At 51.5% G+C, this 21,694-nt stretch carries 16 protein-coding genes; 4 read left to right on the top strand and 12 right to left on the bottom strand.

Features of this window, described 5'->3' with window-relative positions; genetic code table 11:
• Positions 1 to 152: 152 nt before the first annotated feature.
• Entirely contained in the window at positions 153 to 1,292 is a 1,140-nt protein-coding gene (locus EBA_RS07490) for a hypothetical protein (RefSeq protein WP_192374067.1), read from the top strand.
• A 56-nt stretch (positions 1,293 to 1,348) separates the two neighbouring features.
• On the top strand, positions 1,349 to 3,595 hold the full coding sequence (locus tag EBA_RS07485; protein WP_192374066.1) for a hypothetical protein: 2,247 nt from the start codon (positions 1,349 to 1,351) through the stop codon (positions 3,593 to 3,595).
• A 102-nt stretch (positions 3,596 to 3,697) separates the two neighbouring features.
• Here the strand turns inward: EBA_RS07485 and EBA_RS07480 are convergent, their stop codons facing one another.
• The 5 genes from EBA_RS07480 to EBA_RS07460 form a co-directional block, all read right to left on the bottom strand.
• Complete coding sequence (locus tag EBA_RS07480) at positions 3,698 to 4,462, bottom strand: PEP-CTERM sorting domain-containing protein (protein ID WP_192374065.1); 765 nt, start codon at positions 4,460 to 4,462, stop codon at positions 3,698 to 3,700.
• 624 nt (positions 4,463 to 5,086) lie between these two features.
• Positions 5,087 to 6,169, bottom strand: a complete 1,083-nt coding sequence (locus EBA_RS07475; RefSeq protein WP_192374064.1) for a hypothetical protein — start codon at positions 6,167 to 6,169, stop codon at positions 5,087 to 5,089.
• A 172-nt stretch (positions 6,170 to 6,341) separates the two neighbouring features.
• A complete protein-coding gene (gene ppk2, locus EBA_RS07470; protein WP_192374063.1) occupies positions 6,342 to 7,124 on the bottom strand; it encodes a polyphosphate kinase 2 in 783 nt (260 codons plus the stop codon).
• 43 nt (positions 7,125 to 7,167) lie between these two features.
• Positions 7,168 to 8,487, bottom strand: a complete 1,320-nt coding sequence (locus EBA_RS07465; RefSeq protein WP_192374062.1) for an HD domain-containing phosphohydrolase — start codon at positions 8,485 to 8,487, stop codon at positions 7,168 to 7,170.
• Between the two features lie 17 nt (positions 8,488 to 8,504).
• The gene (locus EBA_RS07460; RefSeq protein ID WP_192374061.1) at positions 8,505 to 10,292 is read right to left on the bottom strand and encodes a bacteriohemerythrin; all 1,788 of its coding nucleotides are present in this window, start codon (positions 10,290 to 10,292) and stop codon (positions 8,505 to 8,507) included.
• A 101-nt stretch (positions 10,293 to 10,393) separates the two neighbouring features.
• Between EBA_RS07460 and EBA_RS07455 the strand changes: the two genes are divergently transcribed.
• Positions 10,394 to 10,795: an oxidoreductase gene (locus EBA_RS07455; RefSeq protein WP_192374060.1), complete on the top strand. Its 402-nt coding sequence runs from the start codon at positions 10,394 to 10,396 to the stop codon at positions 10,793 to 10,795.
• A 20-nt stretch (positions 10,796 to 10,815) separates the two neighbouring features.
• On the opposite strand, the gene EBA_RS07450 is transcribed toward EBA_RS07455, so the two are convergent.
• The 6 genes from EBA_RS07450 to EBA_RS07425 all read right to left on the bottom strand — a co-directional run bounded on the left by EBA_RS07450 (position 10,816) and on the right by EBA_RS07425 (position 19,673).
• On the bottom strand, positions 10,816 to 12,702 hold the full coding sequence (locus EBA_RS07450; RefSeq protein ID WP_192374059.1) for an ATP-binding cassette domain-containing protein: 1,887 nt from the start codon (positions 12,700 to 12,702) through the stop codon (positions 10,816 to 10,818).
• On the bottom strand, positions 12,693 to 13,919 hold the full coding sequence (locus EBA_RS07445) for a competence/damage-inducible protein A (RefSeq protein ID WP_192374058.1): 1,227 nt from the start codon (positions 13,917 to 13,919) through the stop codon (positions 12,693 to 12,695). Before EBA_RS07445 ends, EBA_RS07450 begins: the two co-directional genes overlap by 10 nt.
• On the bottom strand, positions 13,916 to 14,830 hold the full coding sequence (locus EBA_RS07440) for an AEC family transporter (protein WP_192374057.1): 915 nt from the start codon (positions 14,828 to 14,830) through the stop codon (positions 13,916 to 13,918). The genes EBA_RS07445 and EBA_RS07440 overlap by 4 nt, the downstream gene beginning before the upstream one ends.
• Positions 14,831 to 15,003: 173 nt before the next feature.
• Positions 15,004 to 18,186, bottom strand: a complete 3,183-nt coding sequence (locus EBA_RS07435) for a bifunctional diguanylate cyclase/phosphodiesterase (RefSeq protein ID WP_192374056.1) — start codon at positions 18,184 to 18,186, stop codon at positions 15,004 to 15,006.
• Positions 18,187 to 18,426: 240 nt separating this feature from the next.
• Positions 18,427 to 19,113 carry a (5-formylfuran-3-yl)methyl phosphate synthase gene (locus EBA_RS07430; protein ID WP_192374055.1) on the bottom strand — a complete coding sequence of 229 codons (687 nt, stop codon included), beginning with the start codon at positions 19,111 to 19,113 and terminating at the stop codon, positions 18,427 to 18,429.
• Positions 19,110 to 19,673 carry a DUF447 domain-containing protein gene (locus EBA_RS07425; protein WP_192374054.1) on the bottom strand — a complete coding sequence of 188 codons (564 nt, stop codon included), beginning with the start codon at positions 19,671 to 19,673 and terminating at the stop codon, positions 19,110 to 19,112. Before EBA_RS07425 ends, EBA_RS07430 begins: the two co-directional genes overlap by 4 nt.
• 154 nt (positions 19,674 to 19,827) lie before the next feature.
• Between EBA_RS07425 and EBA_RS07420 the strand changes: the two genes are divergently transcribed.
• Positions 19,828 to 20,634 carry a response regulator gene (locus tag EBA_RS07420; protein WP_192374053.1) on the top strand — a complete coding sequence of 269 codons (807 nt, stop codon included), beginning with the start codon at positions 19,828 to 19,830 and terminating at the stop codon, positions 20,632 to 20,634.
• Between the two features lie 32 nt (positions 20,635 to 20,666).
• Here the strand turns inward: EBA_RS07420 and EBA_RS07415 are convergent, their stop codons facing one another.
• Positions 20,667 to 21,692, bottom strand: coding sequence for an alpha/beta hydrolase family protein (locus EBA_RS07415; RefSeq protein WP_192374052.1), 1,026 nt, complete (start codon positions 21,690 to 21,692; stop codon positions 20,667 to 20,669).
• Between the last annotated feature and the right edge of the window lie 2 nt (positions 21,693 to 21,694).

Below are 21,694 nucleotides of genomic sequence, written 5' to 3'. Positions count from 1 at the left end.
TTATGCTGGAAAAACATGACTGTTTTATGACAAACCCGGCCGCGCCGCGCCCTCCCTAATCGGTGGCACGAAAGTCACTCTAGTTGGCGGCAGCGCTCAAGCACTGTTAGAGTTGGTCGGCAAACCTGCATCCATCAGCATCAAATAACGCTATGAACGAAATATCCACCCTGCTACAGGCCTTTGGCGGCGCGACCAGCCGGATCGAGGGAATCGAGAAATTAGCCGGCGATTTAAATAGCTGGTATTTACAACAGCCGGTAGAACGCAACTTTCTGCATCCCTGCTTAATCGTCGGCAAACCGGCGCTAGTGTGCCAAGCCGGTTTGAGTCGCAACGCCGGCACCGCTTTTACCGAGTTAGAAGCAATCGCCCGGCGCTATGGCCTCTATCTAAAAGAAGACAGCCGGCAGCGCGACGATGCCTCTATCCTGCATAACCGCCGCCGTAATATCGGTTTAGTGCTGAGTTTTTGTATAGGCATGATGGCTTCTTCACGCGCGGTAACCGCCAACGATTTACAGCCCGTCAATGCTGTACATTCTATTGCCAGCCAACTGGCCGAGCCAGTCAACCAAATGCAGGCCAAGCTGTCCGTCGACAAGGATGGTGTATCGACAATTCACTTGCGGCAACGCCTACCTCCCAACGCTGCGCAGGTGATGGCCGCTTACAGCCAAAAGCAGAGCACGCTGAACAGCGATCCGCAGGCGAAAACCGAAATATCCAATTTTCTCAGCACTATCTATCAGGCCGAGTCCGCCGATCCAGGCAACATCAGGGCTGACTTTGCAGTGATGGCCGACTATTTTTCACACTACCCGCAAGCCGTAAGCTTGATAAATGAACTGCGTGGTCAAAAACTCGTACTCAAATACCGGCAAAACACCTGGCAAACCCAGGCCTTTGGCAATCAATTTGGTGTGGATAGCGTGACGATTTATTTCGACACCCGCTTTGGTGCGCAATTGCTGAACGATCCGGGCTGCGACACCACGCCCGCCTGCAGTATCTCCCCGGCAGACGCCTTATTGCATGAATTGCTGCATGCCAAATTGATGTTGCTGGACAGCCAGCATTTTATCGACGGCGGCGGCATGGCCCCCACCCTGTACCCCTTCGAGCACGAACACGAAGTACTCAACCAGGAAAACCGTTTGTACCAAGAGATGAACCAATTGGACGGCCGCGCCCGTCCTTTAAGACACAGACATAGCGGCGAGTTATTGCAAGTTTCCTGCCCCGCCTGCACTCCGACAAAGCAAGTTGCGTCAAGCGACCTAAGTCTGTAAAACTAGCGCAATTCCGTGATAAACCTAACAAAAACACTCAACACAGGAGAGAGACAATGACGCCCATATCCAGCCGTAACCTTGCCGAAAAATGGCGGTTTGCCAGACTCGGCGGCTTCGATCAGGTTGAATTGAAACGCGGTAGCGATTTAATCGCACTGCCGGAACTGGATCAGAAATTGTGGGCGGCACTGAGTTGCCCGACGCACGGATTGTTCTTCGATGCCCAAACCCTAGCGCTGCTGGATACCGATAATGACGGCCGTATCAGAGCCAATGAAGTAATCGAAGCGGTACGCTGGGTCAGTAAGGTACTAAAAAATCCGGCCGATTTAATCCAACAAAAAGCCACCTTACCGCTGGCGGCGATCAACGATCAAGATCCTGAAGGCCAACAATTATTGGCCTCGGCCATCGAGATTTTGAAAAATCTGGGCAAAGGCGATGCCACCGAAATTACCGCCGACGATCTGGCCGATATGACCCTGATTTTCGCCAACACCCAATTCAACGGCGACGGCATTATTCCGGTTAAAGCCGCAAGCGACGAGGCCGACCAACAAGTCATCGCGGACGTCATCACCTGCTTGGGCGATGTTCAGGATCGTTGCGGTGAGCCGGGCATTAATCTGGAAAAAATCGAGCAGTTTTTTAAAGACGCCGGCGCTTACTTCGATTGGTGGCAACAGAGCGACGCCGAAGCCGTGCGGATTCGCAATCAAATCGCCGACACCGAAGCGGCAGCGGCGTTGCTGGCCCAGTTAAAGCCCAAAATCGACGACTTTTTTACCCGCTGCCAACTAGCCGAGTTTGACGATGGCGCCGCTAATTTACTGAATCCGGCCGACAGCCGCTACGAAGCGCTAGCCGGCATTGACCTGTCGGCAAGCAATGACGAACTTGCCAAATTACCGCTGGCCTCTATCGTGGCCGGCGGCAACTTACCCCTGAGCGCCGGCTTAAATCCGGCTTGGCGGGCTGCGGTCGAGCAGTTAAAAATCCTGGTACTGCAACCGTTGCTTGGCGAAGCGGACAGCCTAGCCTACGCGCAATGGCAATCCGTAGTCGGTCAATTCGCCGATTACCAAGCCTGGTTACAGAAAAAGCCGGTCAATGCCGTGGAAGACCTGGGGCTGGAACGCATCAAAATCCTGTTGCAAAGCGATGCGCAAGCCAAATTGACCGGCTTGATCGAACAGGACCTGGCTTTAGAACCGCACGCCAAAGCCATAGCCTCGGTCGTCCGCTTGCTGCATTACTATCGCGACCTTTACACCTTGTTGAATAACTTCGTGTCATTCCGCGATTTTTACAGCGCCGAGCCGCACGGCATTTTCCAAGCCGGCACGCTGTATCTGGACGGCAGGAGTTGCCAATTGTGCGTAAAGGTAGAGGACGTAGACAGCCATAGCAAACTGGCCGAACTCAGCAAGATTTTTCTGGCCTATTGCGAATGCCGCCGCCAAGGCAGTAACGAAACACTCACCATTGCCGCAGCCTTTACCGGCGGCGACAGCGACAATCTGCGCGTCGGCCGCAACGGCGTGTTTTACGACCGCAACGGCCTGGACTGGGATGCGACTATCGTTAAAATCATCGAAAACCCGATCAGTATCAAGGAAGCATTTTGGGCGCCGTACAAACGCGTCGCGCGCATGATTAACGAGCAAGTGGAAAAAAGCGCGTCGGCCCGCGACAAAGCCGCTCACGAAAATACCTTCAAAGGTATTTCGGATGCCGGCAGCCATGCCGGGCAAGGCAAGGAACCACCGGTCCCGTTTGATGTGGGTAAATTTGCCGGGATTTTCGCCGCCATCGGTTTGGCGATAGGCGCGATCGGCACCGCACTGGCTACCGTCATGAGCAGTTTCATGGGCTTGCAATGGTGGCAAATGCCACTGGCCATCATCGGCTTAATGCTGGCGATTTCCGGTCCGTCCATGTTCATCGCCTATCTAAAACTACGCCAACGCAATCTGGCGCCGGTACTGGACGCCTGCGGCTGGGCGGTGAATGCCAAGGCCTTTATCAACATCCCTTTCGGTCGCTTATTAACCGGCGTCGCCAAACTGCCGAAAGACGCGGAAATGCAAATGGTCGACCCGTTCGGCGAAAAGAAAAGCCATTGGAAAAGCTATGTATTTCTGCTGATCTTGCTGGCCGGCGCGGCCTGTGCTTGGCATAAAGGTTATATCGGACCTAAGCAAGAACCGGAAAAAGCAGCTCAGGTAGAGGAAAAAGCCGCTCCAGCCAAAGCCAAAGCACCGGCTGCCGCAGCCAAACCTGCGGAACCGGCTAAATAAGTTTCAACTATCAAACCGGTAGGGACGAATTCATTCGTCCCTACCCTCGCAACGCACTTCTGAACCTAAGCTTAGGGTTGCCGGTTCAGATTTGGCTAGATTTCAAATAGGCCGGCGGCGAGCGTAACCTGCAACACCCAGCATAGCCGAACCAAACAACCAAAAAGTCGCCGGCAAAGGCACCGCACTAACGGTGCGAGTAAATGCCGCCGCGCAAACTTGGTTGTTTTGGTTATTGCAGCCGGTCGTGGCTATGTCATAATCGCCGGAAGCATTACTAAACTCCTGCAAAATCGGATCGCCATTCTGATCCAGAATGGGATCACCGTTGTCATCCAATTTAGGCGCTCTTACCGTACCGCTAAAGCCTATGATCAGACTGGACCAGTAAAACTCGTAATTTCCAGCAGACACCGGGCCATTGGGCGTAAAAGTACCGAACAGATAGTCCCGGCTATCGCCAGGATTTAAAGCAATTTGACTCATCGAGTTGATGCTGTCCGCGCCGGCATTGAAATTAAAGTTGTACGCGCCCGTAGACGTTGACGGGCATCCGCCATCCGTAAATGTGCCGCTACATCCGAAAGACGTATTCAAACTAATATTGTCCACCGAAATGAGCACGCCGTTACTGATGGAAATATCTTGGTTAGTCGCCGAGTCGAAAGCGAAAAAACTGCTGGGGTAATTGCTCGGACTTACGCCGAAAGGCGGGGTATCACTACTATTACCGCTTAGTACGAGCGGATCGGATGCCGGATCCAAGGTTAACCTGAGCCAAACCGGAATATCCTCGCTAGAAGAGACGGTGCCCGTCGCTTGTACAAATGTCAGGCTACCAATATAAGCGGCCTGCGCATTTGGCAAACACGTTAATGCTAAAGCGGAAACAACAAGTCTAAGCTTGAACATAATGATATTTCTCCAGATTTGCTAAATGGTTAAAAATTATTGGTGAATTGGCTATTCCCTAAGCTGAGGCAATTGTATGTGTTTTCACCAACATAGTTAAGCTGTAATGCCCAGCCATGTTTGACCGAATTTAATGAATGTAATCCCTGTAGCATGGCGTAATCGCCACACGCCTTATATCCGGTTCGTGTTCATCGCCCCGCAGCTGTGGGTTCGGCGTCTTCCAGACACTGCTTCTCGACAACGCCCTTGCCGTTTCCCTAGCTTTCGGCTCTACGAAAACATAAGGTCGTAAGGCACAATCGTAGGCCGTCAATAGGCGTAGCCGTATTGCGCTGCATATTGGCCTTAATCATTCGGCGCATTACGCTAACGCTAATTCGCCCTACGCGGGCTGATAGTAAAAAACGGTTCCGCCAGGGCGCCAAATCTGCCGGTAATCCATTTGTTAGGTATCAGAGGCAGGTTTATCAAATTCGGAGCAATGCCCGTTGGTTATTGCGCCTTACGGCCTTAATGCGCCCTACGCTGGCTTGCATAGAATGGTTTACACGGTATCTATTAGCGCACCTTATCGGGTTAATTTTCTCCTGATTTGGAATGGAGTATTTTGAAAATAAAACCAGTTTTATTATTAGCAGGTGAGTACCAGCTTGGGCATGACCAGCCAACTCCCCGCATGGCATGAGCCCACGGTTGCCGGCCGGCGCCATTACCGCCACCGCCTTGGTCATGCAGATAGCCGACGCGCTGGCCCAGCAATTCGCCGGTTTCAAGATCGATCACTTTCAAGGCGCTACCGGCGATCCACATCTTCCGCTCTTCCGGGGTTTCCAGGTCGTCGTAGGTCACACCGTATCGCGGCGGCGGGTTACCGGCCGGTTCGCGGGTCAATACGAATTCGACGCGGACGCCGTCAATCCAATTAACCGGCTCCAGCATCTCTCGGGGGATGTATCCCTGTTTATCGATTAGCTGGCCCCATTTATCCCAGTCGTTGGTATCGACTGGTTGCCAACTGCCGGTGTAGCGATAGCGCTTGTGATCGATGGGGTCCTTGGCCTCGACAAAGCGGAATGCCGGCAATGGCTTGATGTTTTTGACCTCTTTTATGGGCGACCTGTCGGAAATGGCTTTGTCATGCAGGAAAGATGCAATATAGCCATCGAATCTCATATATCGAATAGAGTGGAAATTTTTATACAAAACTCTGTCGAATTCTCCCAGACTTTCATAAGGACTCTTAGCATCGTTGCTGTACTGGCTGATGCCGGTGTTTTCATCGAACTCCAGCTTCATCAAAAACACGCCGTCGACATTGTCGACGGTACGGTAAATCTTCTCGCCCGCGTCTTTGCAGAGTTCCTGATAGCGCGCTAGCGCTTTCGCCATCGTGGCGTGTTTGGCGGCGCGCTGGGCGTCGATAATCTGCTGCTTTTGGTAATGTTGATGAAGTTTGTAAGCCACAGGCACCAGGAATATCGCCAGAACCAAACCCATCGTCAGGTATCGGAGTTTAGGATTATCGATATTGCGCCGGGCGGCGGAAACGCTAAACCACAGCACCACCAGAAAAGTAGCGACAGCGCCTATCGCCACTGCGCAGACGATTAAGCGCAAGGTCCCCGGAGCGATAAACAAATTTAAAAGATCCCAACCCATGTTTTAGTCATGTAGTCAAGGGTGGGCACGGTTTTTGTGCCCACGCGGAATTAAAGCAATCACGTGAAATGGTGGGCAGAAAAGCGTTGCCCACCCTACGTTTGAATATGGCTTGCTCAGTTTGGTGCATATAGGTATTTATCACCAACCCGACTCTTTTCCCGACCACGCCTCAAGGCGCAATCATGCCATTATGCAAATAGCTTTCCTCGTAATTAAACACTATATTCGCATCCGGCAAGACCAGCGCTTCGTCCTTACCCTTGTAATCCAAACGAAACAATAAATCCTTGATGATATTGATCCGCGCGGCTTGTTTATCGTCGGATCTAACGACCGTCCAGGGCGCGGATAAATGGTGGGTTCTGGCAAACATAATGTTGCGGGCTTCGCTGTATTGCTGCCAGTGTTTCTGTGCTTCCTTGTCGATGGGGCTGATTTTCCATTGTTTCAGCGGATCTTTTTGGCGTTGTTTTAAGCGTTCTTTTTGTTCGGCTTTGCTGATGTCCAGATAGTATTTCAGCAGCTTGATGCCGGAGCGCACCAGTAGCTGTTCGTAATGCGAGACGGTTTCGATAAACTCGTGGTATTCGTCATCGTTGCAAAACCCCATCACCCGCTCCACGCCGGCCCGGTTGTACCAACTGCGGTTGAACAACACCATTTCCTGTGCGGCCGGCAAATGGTGGGTATAGCGTTGGAAATACCAGGTGCTGAGGTCGCGGTCGGACGGTTTGCCCAGTGCCACCACCCGAATTTCCCTCGGGCTGAGATGCTGAATGATACGCTTGATGGTGCCATCCTTGCCCCCGGCATCGCGGCCTTCCAGGATAATCAGGATTTTGTCGCCATGCTTGATGATATGGTTCTGCAACTTGACCAGCTCCACCTGCAGTAGCTGTAAAGTGTCTTTATAAACTTGCTTGTCGGCTTTGGGTGGGTGCTTTTTGCTCATAGTTACCTGCCTATCTAAAATGGTTTCCGCCGTTCCGGCCAATTCAACCGCGTTGTCGCTCACTGCCCATTCTTACCCGCAAAATCAGGTTTTTCTTGTGCTTCCTGAGTTCAAGAATGTCTTCGACGTTTTTTTCGTTGAGAATCTGATTTTTTAAATACAAGACGTCGTTACAAATAATCTCGGCGGCTTCCATGCCTGCTTGCAACTGGGTCCAGGAAATTTCGATAATCGGCCGTTCGTCGCTGGTTTCGGACTCGGCAAGCAAGGCCAAAAACGTATCAACCACCAGCGGATCGTAGTCTTTGGCTTTTTTACCCAGCAAACGCTCTTTCACCTGCTCGGTGGTCATAGCGGTACCGGTAATCGAGCCGTCCAGGCAATTAATATAGTCGCGCACCAGGGTCAATATCCTCGCACCCAAGGGTATCCCCGAACCAGCCCAACCCAAAGGTTGGCCGGAACCGTCGAAATGTTCGTATTGGGCGGCGATCAGTTCCCCGGCGTGATGCAATGGCTCCAGGCCTTTTAATAAGGATTGCCCTTCCAAAGCATGATTTAAATAGCGTTTGCGTTGCTGGCTATTCATGCTCAATAAGGGCAGCGTCAGCAGACTGTCGGGCAGGCTCATTTTGCCGATTTGCAGTAGCAGGCCGGCGTAGACCAAATCCTTCAGCGCCGCGGCGTCCATCCCCAACCGCCGCCCGACTTCCCTGGCGTTTTCCGCCACATATTTGGCGTGACCACTTTTGATACCTGGCCGCATTTCGATGGTTTTTGCGAACACCTTAACCGAATCGGCATACTGTTTTTTCAAGGCATCGTGAGCTTGATCGATCATCTGCAAAGACTTTCTCAACTGTTCGGTGCGTTTTTCCACCTTTTCTTCCAAACCGGCATTCAGCTCTTTCAGCTCAAGATTTTGCCGGTTGATAATTTCGAACAGTTGCCGGCGTTCGTCGCGCAAGCGCTTTTGTTCCAGCGCGTTGTTTACCAGAATTTTTAGCTCGTTGTCTTCCCACGGCTTGCTGCAATAGCTGTATATCTTGCCCTTGTTTACTGCCGCGATGGTCGATTCAATATCGGCATAACCGGTCAATAAGATCCGCACGCAATCCGGCCAGCGTTCGGCGGCTCGGGTCAAAAACTCCGCGCCATCCATATGCGGCATGCGCATGTCGGAGATAATCAGATCGATAGGATGTTGCTGCAGAATTTCCAGGCCATCGGCACCGCCTTCCGCCAGTTGCACATTGTATTCGGCACTGCGAAACAAGCGGCGCAAAGCCTTTAACACGTTGGGCTCGTCATCGACAAATAACAGATTGGCGACTGTGTTGGTATGTTGGGAAAGCTCAGTCATAGGCGCGGCTTGGATAATTACTTATTGGCGAGTGCACTGGTCGGCAAATAAATGCGGAATCGAGTCCCTTGACCGACGACCGACTCTACCTCGATGCGACCGTGATGGTCCTGGATGATTTTATACGACAGCGACAAACCCAAACCGGTGCCTTTACCCACCGGTTTGGTGGTAAAAAACGGATCGAATATTCGGGCTCTGGTAGCTTCGCTCATGCCTTGCCCGGTATCCTCTATCTCCACCCATACCCAGTCGGCATCCTGATAACCGGTGCGTACGGTAATTTTGCCGAAATCGGGTATAGCTTGAGCGGCATTCACCAATAGATTCATGAATACCTGATTAAGCTGTGCGCCGACACATTCAAAGGGTTTGATGCCGCCGTATTCTTTTATCACTGCGGCCTTGAATTTCAGCTCGTTGTTGACGATATTCAAAGTGGCGTCTATGCCGGCTTCCAGATCGAACATCCCCCTGTCCTGTTTATCGATCCGGGAAAAATCGCGGAGATCCTGGACGATTTTCTTGGCACGATTCGCGCCTTCCAAAGACTCCTCCACCAAATCGGCGGCATCGCTTTTTACAAACGCTAAATCGACTGTTTGTTTAAATTGCTTAAAGGCTAGCGCGTCCGGATGGTTATCGGGCAATTGCCCGGCCAGACGTTCCGCCAATTCAGCAACATCGGTTAATTCTTGTATGTACTGCTTTAGACTGTTCAGGTTGGAATAAATATACCCGAGCGGATTATTGATCTCGTGCGCCACGCCGGCCGCCAACTGGCCGATCGACGCCATTTTCTCGGCTTGCACCAAATGCGCCTGAGTTTCCTGGAGCTGCTGATTTAGCAAAGTTTGCTGGTTTTTCTCCAGCTCGAGGGTCCGATTGGCTTCGGTCAGTGCTTGGGTGCGTTCCGCGACCCGCTCTTCCAGTTGCTGATTGATTTTCAGCAAAGTCGCTTCCGCCTGCTTTTGGGTGCTGATGTCCATGCCGCAGCCCATCAAACCGGCAAATTCGCCATTCTTGCGGACCCTGGGCACGGCAGTTTCCAAAATCCAGATTTCCTTGGCATCCGCAGTACACAGACGATACTGTATCTTGAACTTGGTCAATTCCGCCGCCGCCTGCTGATAGGCCTCCACCACTTTATCCCTGTCGTCGGGGTGTATGGTATTCAACCATTGCCGGCGATCAACAAACCCGCGTTCGATGTTAAAAGTTTTAAACCAGAAACGGTTACAAAAAATCGGCAGGTTTTTCGGGTTGGTCACCCAGATCAAGGCCGGCAGATGGTCGGCCAATTCCTTAAAGCGTTCTTCGCTTTCCCGCAAAGCCGAATATAAGTTACTGTGCAGAATATCGACATGCTCATCCCTATCGATACTGACTTGAGCGGCATCGACACCCTGTTTAAGGCTAATCGCCATCAGTTTGTCGGTTTTTAAAATATGGTGGCAAAGCCAGTCAACCAAAAAATCCAGTAAATCCTTGGAAATAACCGAAATATCGGATTGGGCCTGGATATGCACCTGCCGGACTTTATCGATAAAATCTTGATGTTGCTGGCAGTGCTCGGCCTGCATGCGCGGATTAAAACCCACATCCGTCATCAGTTGCTCTTCGTCCTGGAAATGATAAACGGTGTAATCAACCAGCTGTTTCACGGTATCGACGACAGTTTGCAGATCGGCGCCCACCGCATTTAGTTCGTCCAGACGATTAATCAGCTCCACCAAATGCCGGTGCTGACTATCCACATTCTCTATACCGACCAATAATTGGTCGTTCCACGTTAAAATACTCATCCGCGATCCGTTATCAGAAGGGTCCTGGCTGACTACCTACGTCAGTCATTATGGCACAACGTTTTTACTCTGCCGGGCTTTTCCAAACTCAGGTATTGGTTATGGATATTCAAGATTTCGAAGGCTTACGCGCCTTGCTAGACTCAACATTTCCGAAAACCTGCGCCAGTTGCGGTTACGTGTATATCTCGGCTGAGCAGTTTTTTATCGACACCCAAGACATGCCCCGCGGCCGTTCATCGTTACGCTCGGCCATCGAGGACGACGGCTTAATTCTAGTGGAAGTATTCAGAAACTGCCGCTGCGGCTCTACTCTAATGGACGAGTTCGGCTGTCGGCGTGACCATTCTGAACGCGGCGAACGACAGCGCCAGGCCTTCGACACTATATTAAAGGTCCTGCAAAGCAAGGGCATCGCAGTTGCTGTCGCACGGGTCGAAATTATCAAGTTTCTGCAAGGTCAACCCACCACACTGATCGCGATGCTGAATATCGAACTATAGACCGGAAACAGCCGAAAGCCTCAGCCCTGCATGGCTTCCAGTTCATCCCAACGCTGATAGGCCCGACTTAACTCAGCTTCGGCATTTTGCAATTGCGCCAGCTTGGTCGCCACCGCATCCGCGCTTTGTTTATAAAAATTGGCTCCGTTCATTTCCGCCGTCAGCTGGCTTTGCAGGGTTTCCAGTTGTTCGATCAGCACCGGTAATTGCTCCAACTCCCGCTGTTCTTTAAAACTAAGCTTCTTGGTCGGGCTGGTTTTGGGCTTTTCCTTTTTAACCGCTTGTTCGGCGGCTTTTACTGCTTCGGTTTTTTTGTTCTGTTCCATCAGGGCAAACCAGTCGGCATAACCGCCGATATATTCTTCTACCCTGCCCTCGCCTTCAAACACCAGGACGCTGGTGACGACGTTATCCAGAAACGCCCGATCATGGCTGACCAATAACAGCGTGCCTTGGTAATCGACCAGTTTTTCTTCCAAAATTTCCAGGGTTTCCAAATCCAGGTCGTTGGTGGGTTCGTCCATCACTATCAGGTTGGCGGTCTTGGTAAACAGACGTGCCAGCAACAAGCGATTTTTCTCGCCGCCGGACAGGCTTTTCACCGGCGAACGGGCCCTGGCTGGGGCGAACAGAAAGTCGGCCAGATACGACATCACGTGGCGTTTGCCGTTCGGCGTGTCCACAAACTCGCCGCCATCCAGCACGCTATCAGCCACCGAAATTTCCGGATCTAGCTGCTCGCGCAATTGGTCGAAATACGCAATTTGTAAATTGGTACCCAACTCGATCGTGCCGGTGGTGGGCTGCAATTGACCCAGCAGCAATTTTAATAAGGTGGATTTGCCGGCACCGTTATTGCCGATCAAACCGATCTTGTCACCGCGTTCGATGCGCAGCGAAAAATCATTGATGATGGGTTTATCCTGATATTGAAAATTGACGTCGATGGCTTCGACCACTTTTTTGCCGGAGGCCTCGCCTTTGTTCAAACTCAATTTGGCGGTGCCTTGGGTGTTGCGGCGCTCGGAGCGTTCGTCGCGCAGCCGTTTCAAGGCTCTGACCCGGCCTTCGTTACGGGTGCGACGCGCTTTTACACCTTGTCTAATCCAGACTTCTTCCTTGGCCAGCTTTTTGTCAAACTCAGCGTTCTGATTGGCTTCGTCTTCCAAAGCCGCCGCCTTGCGCGTTAAATAATCTTGGTAATTACCGGCCCAGGAAGTCAGCTGACCACGATCCAGGTCAATGATGCGTGTCGCCAATTTTTGGAGAAATGCCCGGTCATGAGTGACGAACATCACCGCGCCCTGGAAGGCCAGAATTTGCTCTTCCAGCCAGGCGATACTTTCGAAATCCAAATGGTTGGTCGGCTCGTCCAGCAGCAAGACTTCCGGGTCGATCACCAAGGCCCGCGCCAGCGCCACCCGCCGCTTCCAGCCACCGGACAAACTGCCGACCAGCACATCCGCCGGCAATTGCAATTTGCTCAACACCGCTTCGACGCGGGTTTGAAACTCCCAACCGTTCTCAGCTTCCAGTTTATGCTGCACATCACCCAAGGCTTGTAGCGACTGCTCGCTGCCGTCCATGTGGTGTAACAATTCGTGATAGCGGGCGATCACCCGACCCAACTCACCTAGTCCGCCAGCTACCGCCTCGTAAATGGTTTCATTTTCATCCAGATTGGGCGATTGCTCCAGCCAGGCCAGCCGCAATTCCGGCTGTTTCCAGATTTCGCCGTGATCGGCATAAATATCGCCGGCGATGATTTTCATCAAGGTCGATTTACCCTCGCCGTTGCGGCCTAGCAGGCCGACCCGCTCGCCGGCATCAAGTTGAAAGGCAGAGTTATCGAGCAGCGCATGGGTGCCGAAGGCGATGGAAACATTGGTTAAGCGGATTAAAGGCATTTGTTTTGTAGGTGACGTCTAAGTAAGTCCAGCGCCAGTAAGGCGGCCTGGTTTTGTTTGTGTTTAAGGGCGCCGTGGGCATTCAGCTGAGTCGAGATCACCCCGCTGGGTGTGGCTAAAGCATTATAAAGGACGATGGATTTATCTTTATGCAGATAGTCTTCGGCACTGCCGCTGTAGAGTTGCACCAGGGCAAAGTCGGTTTGCTCGCGGGCTTTGAGCTGTTCGGCCCAGATACCGGCAATTTGTTGCAAATCGCCGGCACTCGGATCGACCGGCAATGATCCCGTGTTGCGTCCCCAATCGAGATTGATTTCTACCCGAGCGAGCCAGTCGCGGCCCAAGCATTTGGCGGCTAACAGACCTTGGCTAGCAGTTTCCATCAGTGCCAGGGAATAGCGGCTTTTGCTCATCGCCGCCGCCACAACCTCCAACAGATCGCCTTGCGATTCGTGTAAGCCGTCGATAGCAAACACATAAGCGCCGATCCGTTCTGCAACTTCGGCCACGCAGGTTTGTTTGTCCGTCTCTGGAAAATCGCCGGGAAATAACAGCTTGGTTTGCACTTCGTCCGGCGCGGCGCGAAAACCCAGCTGTACGCCTGCCGGTAGCTGGATGCCGTCCAGACTTTGCTGAATCGCCGACTCGCCTATGCCTATGCTGCGCAAGCTCACCAGACAATCGGGCTGCAAGGGAAAGCTTTGCAACAATTGCCGGCGTACCAAGGCGGTGAACATGTGCTTCATTTCCGACGGCACACCCGGCAGACACACAAACCAGCAGCGTTTGAATTGCAAAGCAAAACCAGGCGCGGTGCCGTAGGCGTTATCTATGCGTACTGCTGACTGCGGCAACAGGGCTTGTTTACGGTTAGCTTCCGGCATGACCCGGTTGCGACGGGCGTAATAGTGTTGAATTTCGGCAAAGGCCTCTGCGTCAAATTGCAAGGGCTGAGCGCTGGCAGCGCTGAGCGCCTCGGCGGTTAGATCGTCGATGGTCGGCCCCAAACCGCCGGTGCAAATACAGCAATCGGCGCGCTCGGCAATTTCCGTGAACAAGGCAATCAAGTCCTGCAGATTATCGCCTACCGCTGTATGCCGTTTTAGAGTAAAGCCCAGCTCGACCAGTTGTTGGGATAGCCAGGCCGCGTTGCTGTCCACGGTCTGTCCGCAGACGATTTCTTCTCCTTGCGAGAATATTTCGGCGATTTGTTTCATAACACTCGATACCAGAGCGGCAAGCTCACTAAACTCAAGGCCGTCGTCACTGTCACAGCCATCGCGTATAAACCGCTGTCCAGTTTATAGCGATCACACAACACGATACCCATCACCATGCTGGGCATGGCTATATCCATCACGGCTGCGGCTTTGGGCTGGCCGGTCAAATTGAGCAAGTTTGCCAACCACAACGCTATTAGTGGCATCATCCATAATTTAATTAATGCGGTGGGTGCGATGAACGGTAAGTTGCGTAAGCGTATATCCCGCCAACTCAGCGCCAAACCTAAAGAAAAAATCATCAACGGCGCGACCGCTCCGGAACATTTTTGCAGTAAGCCGGCCAACCATTCAGGTATCGGCACTTGATTCAGATTTAACACTACAGCTACAAAAGCCGCCCAGAACGGCGGCGCATTGAAAAACGCGAAGATCGATTTCGGTTTCGGCTCACCGCTTGCACCATAATGTCGGGCCAGCGCTATCCCCAAGGTGTAAACCAAGGGCGCTTCGGCAAACAAATCGATTTGGATGACCAAAGATCGGCTCCAGTCGCCGAAGATCTGCTCCAATACCGGCAATCCCAAATACGTGACATTCGGAAAGGCGGCCGCCAAAATCACCGCCCCGGTTTGTTGATTTTTGAATTTAAATACCTTGGCAAACATCCAGCTCGCCACAATCGACAACAAGATGCTGATAGAACCCAGGGCGGAATATTGTAGCGATTGCCAGCCAATATCGGCTCGCCACAGCACATCCAGCACCATAACCGGCATGAAAAAGTAATAAACCACACTGGTTAACACCAAGCGCGTCTGATCGGCCGACAGACGATTAGGCGTCAATACCCGCCAACCGGCTCCGCAGAGCATCAGCACAGTCATTTGCATCAGGGTTGTATTCATGCCGCGCATTTTATCAGGCTGGCGGCCTGGGCAGTTGGCTAAAGCGGCCGAATCGCGGCTTAAGCCAACTATCTTGCCTGCTAAGACTTTCAGCGGATAGGCTAGTCCTAGCAGTTCTTAACAAAAATAGGCCATTGTATTCCTAGCTGGCAATTCGACTATTTCGACTAAATTCACTCATCGCCGGCAGGCGTTTGGGCTAAGGCCTTGTCGAGTAGCCGTTCGAATTGGTCAGCAGGGACCGGTTTGGAAATTAAATAGCCTTGACCGTATTCGCAGCCCATTCGCTTCAAAAGATCGTATTGTTCCTGGGTCTCTATGCCTTCGGCGACGACTTTAATACCCAGCTTGTGCGCCATCACCACAATGGCTTCGCATAAGGCCATATCGCTGGAGCCGGCTACCAGGCTCCTGACAAAAGCTTGGTCTATTTTGATGTAATCAATGTCGAATTTCTTCAAATAGGCCAAGGACGAATATCCGGTGCCGAAATCGTCCAAAGCCACCTGCATACCCCCCTCACGAAACGCCAACAACTGCTCGCGAGTGCTGTTGCTGGCATCCAATATCAAACCTTCGGTAATTTCAACGATTATGCTCTGGCCTGCTAAGTCCAGCTCTTGCAATACGGCAAGCCATTGATTGGCTTCCATGGCTTGTCTGCGGAACTGCACTGGCGATTTATTGACGCTGATCTGGAAATCCGGGCGATAGTTTTGTCGCCACTGCTTGGCCTGACGCGCGGCGGTGTCAAAAACCCAATCGCCAATATCGACGATAACCCCGGTATCTTCAGCAACCGGAATAAATTCGGCCGGACTCACCATGCCCAAGGTTGGATGCTGCCAACGCAGCAATGCTTCCGCTTTGGCAATAGTGCCGCTGGCAAATTCGATGATCGGTTGGTAATACAATAAAAACTGCCGATGGGCCAGCGCACCGTGCAAATCGTTGGCCAGACGCATGCGCATCTGAGCATTCTTCTGCATCAAGGCAGTGAAATAATGGTAACGATCCCGACCCTGATTTTTGGCGGCGTACATTGCCTGATCGGCATTTTTTAATAAGGCATCGGTATCCAGCGCATCGTCCGGATACAGTGCAATGCCTATACTCCCGGATATATAGGCGGTCTCGTTGCCCAAATGAAACGGCTCCGCCAACCGTTGTAAAATTTTCCTGGCGATCCGGTTCACACCATCGACCTGATCCAGCTCACCCAGAATCACGGTAAATTCATCGCCGCCCAGTCTGGCGATGCTATCGGAATCGCGTACGCAGCCGCTGATGCGCCGCGCGGCTTCCTTCAACAGTATGTCGCCCATAAAGTGGCCCATGCTGTCGTTGACATCCTTGAAGCGATCCAAGTCCAGAAACATCAACGCTACGTGCTGACCATGCCTAAATGCCTTTTTGATCTCCTGATTGAGCCGATCTAAAAACATATTCCGATTCGGCAAGCCGGTCAGCGGATCGAAATTGGCTTGCTGCCAAATTAGCTCCTCGGATTTTTTGCGGTCGGTGATGTCTGCAATCAACGCTACGCGTCTATGTACACCGCCATTTTCATTCAAAATGGAATTAATGGTTACCCACTGTATGCAATCTTCACCATTCTTGCGGCGACCGCTGATTTCGCCGGCCCAATGCCCATTGGTATTGATAACTCGCAACACGGTTTTATAGAAAGCCTGATCGTGATGCTCCGTGGCACCGCCGACAAAGACGCGGCCTATCACTTCCTCGGCCGAATAACCGGTTACTGTGGTAAATGCCGGGTTAACCGTAATAATGCTGCCCGTGGCATCGGTAACCATCATCGCCTCGCTGCTATGCAAATACACCAAGGCGGCCAATTGCATTTCCGCTTCGGCACTTTTCCGCGCGGTAATGTCCTCATACACACCCAACACGCCAATCACCTGTTGCTGCGTATTACGCAATGGCACTTTCGAGGTTCGCAAGCATAGGGTTTTACCTTGCGGCCCCATTTGGGTCTCTTCGTAACCCAATTTTGCGGTATTGCTGTCGATTACCTGTTTGTCGTCCGTACGGTATATTGGCGCCAAATCCCGCCAAATCAATTGGTCATCCGATTTACCGATCAGCTCGGCCGGGCTATCGAAACCGGCATCGTTACTGAATGCCAAATTGGCGCCCAGATAACGATAATTCAAGTCTTTCCAGAACACACGATTGGGGATGGTGTTGATGACGGTTTGCAGCATGTTCACCGAGTCGGCCAGCTTGCGCATGGTTTCCAGGAGATCAGTAACATCGCGCAAAATCAGTAATTGATTACCCGCCAAACTATCGCCCAGCAAAACGATATTGATCAAAACCATCCGGCATCTGGCATCCTTGCAATACACCTTTAATTCTGCAGCCTGATTGGACTCGTCCGTGGAATTGGGGTCGCGCTGATAGCTATGCCAGCTTTCTATGACTTGTTGCCTATAGTCGGCCTCGGGATGGGCATGCCACCACCATTCCGCCAAGGTCGGAATATCGGTCAAGGTATAGCCAAAGGTTTTGACGAAAGCCGAATTCAAGTAACTGATATTGCCCTGACTGTCATGCAGCGCATAGGCAATCGGCGACTCTTCGATAATCGCGTGAAATTTGGCTTCGCTGCCGGACAACGCCTGATGCGCTTGATAGAGCCTTTGGTAAGGCAGTTGGATACTATTGAGGAAAACCGAACGGTAAATCAAGGCATAGGCGACTACCTTATAGACATGCCCCAACAGAATATACAAATCAGTCACGCTGGCATAAAAGGTCACGAATAACTCGCTCATGGCCATGATGGCCGCAGCAGCAGCCAAGCCAGCTGGATCGTAGGCATGTTGGCAGCGAGTTTGGCGTAAATAGCCTATGCCGCTTAAGGCATAAACGCTCGCCAATATGTATTCGCAGACTTTTTTAAATGCGCTTAATCCTTGGGTTTCATCAAAGGTACGCGGTAACCAGGCTTGATGGAAAAACACCAGCCAGCAACCCAAGATAATATAAAGCACCACACCGCTCAACATCAAAGAGCGAGATACCGGCGTTATTTGCTTGCTCGGCACCAACAATCCCATCACCAAACCTATCGCCGCAAACCCGCGAGCCATTAGCCAAAAAGCGATGGCTTTTTCCATATCGCTCTCGGTAATAAAGGCCGGCATGCCTTTGAAAGACAAGGTATGCATCAAATCAAAGATGGCCACGCCTAAAAAGCAGCAGGCCAGCACCATGAATCCGGCGGAGTTCTCCTTTTGATAAACGCTCCAACCCACCGCGAACACCAACGCGGAAATCACGATGGAAAAACCTTCCATCAACATATGCACGCCCAAAGATTGACTCACAAATGGCTGCAAATATTCTGATACCGGAAAATACAAGCTAAACAACTGCGCAAGTAAAAGCAGTAGCACCGTCCAAAGCAGACGCTGTGCCTGATTTTGTTTGCTATATTGCTCCACAGTGTTCCCTTGCTGTTTGCCAGTCTGCCAACATTATGTAGACTTAAGTCTGTTAGCGGCAAATATTATTGTTATTGTTCTGTCGATGAGGCGATGGGTACTGCCATTCATCAGCCGGGGCATTCAATACGCCAAAGCCTGCCAATGTTCTCTAAGTATAGAGATTTGCATGACATCCAGTTGCGCGGTGCGGGAATGCTGTAGGCATAAGGCCCCACGAAACCCCAAATAATCCGCACCTAACGGCAACAAACGCGCGACATCCTCAGCGCGCAAAGACCCCGCCAAGCCACTCAGCAAGCCCAGACTCGCTACCCTATCAACAAAAGTTTGCAATTCATCGAGAGCCATCAACTGTGTCAATGAGCCGAGCTGTTTATCAGCAGTATCCAACATCACACCGCGAAACCCAGCCTTGTATAAGGCATCGATAATCGCCATATCCGGGTGTGTATCAGCAAACAATACGGCTACCAAGGCCACGCCCTGCGCAGCAAGCACTTGTAAACCATCGATGCAGGCCAGCCAGTCGCCACCCGGAAAAAAACCGATCTTCACATAATTGACACCGGTAGCCGCCATGGCTTGCACGGCCGGCAGTATCAACTCGGGCTGCATCGGTAAATCGCCGATAGTAGCGCTAACACAGCTAGCCGGTTGCAAGTGGCGGACAATCTCGGCAACCACGGCAATATCCAACGCCCCCAACGCTCCCCGAGCCGGTTGCTTTAGGTCGATAATATCCACGGCGGCAGCTTCAACCAACAAAGCTTCGGCCAAACTATTCACGCTAGCCAACATCCCGGTCATGCTTGCACTCCCTGGCGATGTTGCTCGATAGCCGTCATTAACCAATCCCAGGCCTCCCGTTCGCGTTCGCCGGCGGTTTTATCCAGGCCGATACGCAAATAATCCAGTTCGGCTTGAATCTTCTCCCACGGCAATCTACCCAGCCGGCTAATTAATATTGCCGCTTCCAGCACCGAATACTGGGCCCGATTAAAACCTTGAAACGGCCTATGGTTGACAGTATACACAGCCTGGCAAAACAATTTCGGCCGGGTGTCGTCGTCTTCGATCCGGATTAGTTTCAGCTCGGTATGCGCCAAGGTATCGGCTAAATAATAACCGGCGATTTGTTGGGTCGGCGATAAGGGCCAATCCCTACGCCCAGTCAGACAACCGGCAAAAATCCGCACATCGTCGCAAAAATTGATGACGGCGGTTTTGGTAGTCAACAGGTTATCCAGTGTGGTCGAGGGCCGAAACGGCAAGATAATGTATTGATCTTTATCAACATGCACCCCCATCGGCGCGATGTGCGTATCGCCTTGCAGATTGACGGTGGTGATGAGGATTTCTTGAATCATGTTTGTTTAGGTCTATCCTGAAACGTGAAATGTTGCCGGTTTACCGGCAAACCAACGCTCAATTTTAATCTCGCCGGCTAGACTGTGGGATTTTTTTTTCTCGCTGGCGAATGCAGGATGCTATTCCAACCAACATTAACCAGGCCACACGCTTATGCACGCCATAGATATTGCCGACTTGTCGATCTTGCTGATTGAACCTTCGACCACGCAGTTAAAAGTCATCATGCAGCATTTACGCAACGAAGGTATTGCCAACATTGAAGGCGTTGCCAATGCCGCAGCCGCACTGGAAAGTTTGCACAATCATCGACCGGATTTGATTATCAGCAGCCTGTATCTACCGGATATGATGGCCACCGCACTAGTCGAGCATCTACGTGGCGACGAAGCCCTGAACCATGTCCCCTTCATGTTGATATCCAGCGAATCCAGCTTCGAGGTGCTGGACACCATCCGCCAGGCCGGCGTAGTAGCCATTTTGCCCAAACCGTTCGCCCATGAGGATTTAAAAAACGCCTTGCGTGCAACCATCGAATTTATCGATCCGCAAGAAATCAGTTTGGAACATTACGACATCGAAAACGTGAGAGTTTTGGTGGTAGACGATAGTCCCCTGGCCCGCAAGCACATTAGCCGGGTATTGAACAATATGGGGATCGTCAAGATTACCCAAGCCAATGACGGTAAGGAAGGCGTGGATATATTTAGCAGGGACCAGAATGCGTTCGAGCTGATCGTCACCGATTACAATATGCCGATCATGGACGGCCAACAATTGATCAAAACCATTCGCCAGGAATTGGGCAATTCTATCGTGCCGATCTTGATGGTCACCAGCGAAGAAAACGAAACCCGCCTCAGCAATGTGCATAAAGCCGGCGTCTCGGCGATTTGCGACAAACCCTTCGACCCGCAGACCGTGAAGGAAATGTTGTTTCGGGTGCTGGAACCGGATTGAAGACTTTTGATAGGCATAACTGGACTTTGCTCTTACGGACTACCGTGCTGTTTGCCCCAATCCTTGTCATCTTTAAGCTCTAGCAAGTGTTCGAAGCAATAGCTTGGCAGCATTTCGTGCCCTCCGTTGAACACGGTCAACGACGCGAAACCGACGTCGCGCCTCAAAAATACTTTTCTATCCCCGATGAGCAGCGGAGTTGCAACACTCCCCTGAGTCAATAGCGGCATTGCTTCTTTAACATCGACAACGGCATCGAACTTATTGTATCGGCTCGTAAGATAATTGAAATAAGCTATTGAATGCGAAATGGCGACTGTTCCGGTTCCTTTGTGTCCATCCTTGATACCCGCATATAACTCTATCCGCCCGCGCGGGACATTGGGTAAAGCCCAAAACAAAGGGGAACGACGCTTTGCCGCTTCAGTATCGATTTGCGAGCCGCTGCCAGTGCAACGTAGCACGTCGTCACTCAATTCAATATTTCCATGAGCAGCTGTTTCCCGCTGCCAAGCCTCCAAGTCGGAGATGGCGGCCCAGGCCAGCCATGCCTTGACCGAGTGACGAGTTTTTGCATACAGCCCTAATGTTGCGTAAGCGCCACCTGAAAAACCAACTACAAAAATATTTTGCGCGTCAACGCTGCCATTTTGTAAAGCAAATTCAATTGCATCATCTAAATCAGCGATGACCTTATCGCTCAGGCAATTATCAGTCCCTATATTAGGTCCGCGAAAATCAGGATGGATATAATTCCAACCATACGTTTTTGCATACGCCGCAAGAGGGTCAGGTGTGGCATAGATTCCCGCCCAGAAATGCAAACTAATCAACAACGGCCGTTTTGTTTTTCCAGGTGCAGAATAAAAATAGGCTTTTTGCAGGTTGCCATCTATGGAGCTAGGGATATCCCAAACGGTAAAACCATCGGGCCAATTGAAATACTCGGGAGTATTTGTCGGATGTAACCAGTTGTATAGCGTCGGGTAAGTCTTAGCTCCGGCGATATATGCGCAAGACGCGATCAAAACAACTGCTAACAAAATCCGAGTAGTCATAT

Origin of the sequence: Methylomonas albis (genome assembly GCF_014850955.1) — a bacterium.
Lineage (GTDB): Bacteria > Pseudomonadota > Gammaproteobacteria > Methylococcales > Methylomonadaceae > Methylomonas > Methylomonas albis.
Note: the sequence above shows the minus strand (reverse complement) of the source record. Positions and strands in the feature narration are given on the sequence as shown.

Coding starts and splice junctions, on each gene's coding strand:
- EBA_RS07490 (WP_192374067.1), top strand. CDS start 153: ATGAACGAAATATCCACCCTGCTACAGGCCTTTGGCGGCGCGACCAGC.
- EBA_RS07485 (WP_192374066.1), top strand. CDS start 1,349: ATGACGCCCATATCCAGCCGTAACCTTGCCGAAAAATGGCGGTTTGCC.
- EBA_RS07475 (WP_192374064.1), bottom strand. CDS start 6,169: ATGGGTTGGGATCTTTTAAATTTGTTTATCGCTCCGGGGACCTTGCGC.
- ppk2 (WP_192374063.1), bottom strand. CDS start 7,124: ATGAGCAAAAAGCACCCACCCAAAGCCGACAAGCAAGTTTATAAAGAC.
- EBA_RS07465 (WP_192374062.1), bottom strand. CDS start 8,487: ATGACTGAGCTTTCCCAACATACCAACACAGTCGCCAATCTGTTATTT.
- EBA_RS07460 (WP_192374061.1), bottom strand. CDS start 10,292: ATGAGTATTTTAACGTGGAACGACCAATTATTGGTCGGTATAGAGAAT.
- EBA_RS07455 (WP_192374060.1), top strand. CDS start 10,394: ATGGATATTCAAGATTTCGAAGGCTTACGCGCCTTGCTAGACTCAACA.
- EBA_RS07450 (WP_192374059.1), bottom strand. CDS start 12,702: ATGCCTTTAATCCGCTTAACCAATGTTTCCATCGCCTTCGGCACCCAT.
- EBA_RS07445 (WP_192374058.1), bottom strand. CDS start 13,919: ATGAAACAAATCGCCGAAATATTCTCGCAAGGAGAAGAAATCGTCTGC.
- EBA_RS07440 (WP_192374057.1), bottom strand. CDS start 14,830: ATGAATACAACCCTGATGCAAATGACTGTGCTGATGCTCTGCGGAGCC.
- EBA_RS07430 (WP_192374055.1), bottom strand. CDS start 19,113: ATGACCGGGATGTTGGCTAGCGTGAATAGTTTGGCCGAAGCTTTGTTG.
- EBA_RS07425 (WP_192374054.1), bottom strand. CDS start 19,673: ATGATTCAAGAAATCCTCATCACCACCGTCAATCTGCAAGGCGATACG.
- EBA_RS07420 (WP_192374053.1), top strand. CDS start 19,828: ATGCACGCCATAGATATTGCCGACTTGTCGATCTTGCTGATTGAACCT.
- EBA_RS07415 (WP_192374052.1), bottom strand. CDS start 21,692: ATGACTACTCGGATTTTGTTAGCAGTTGTTTTGATCGCGTCTTGCGCA.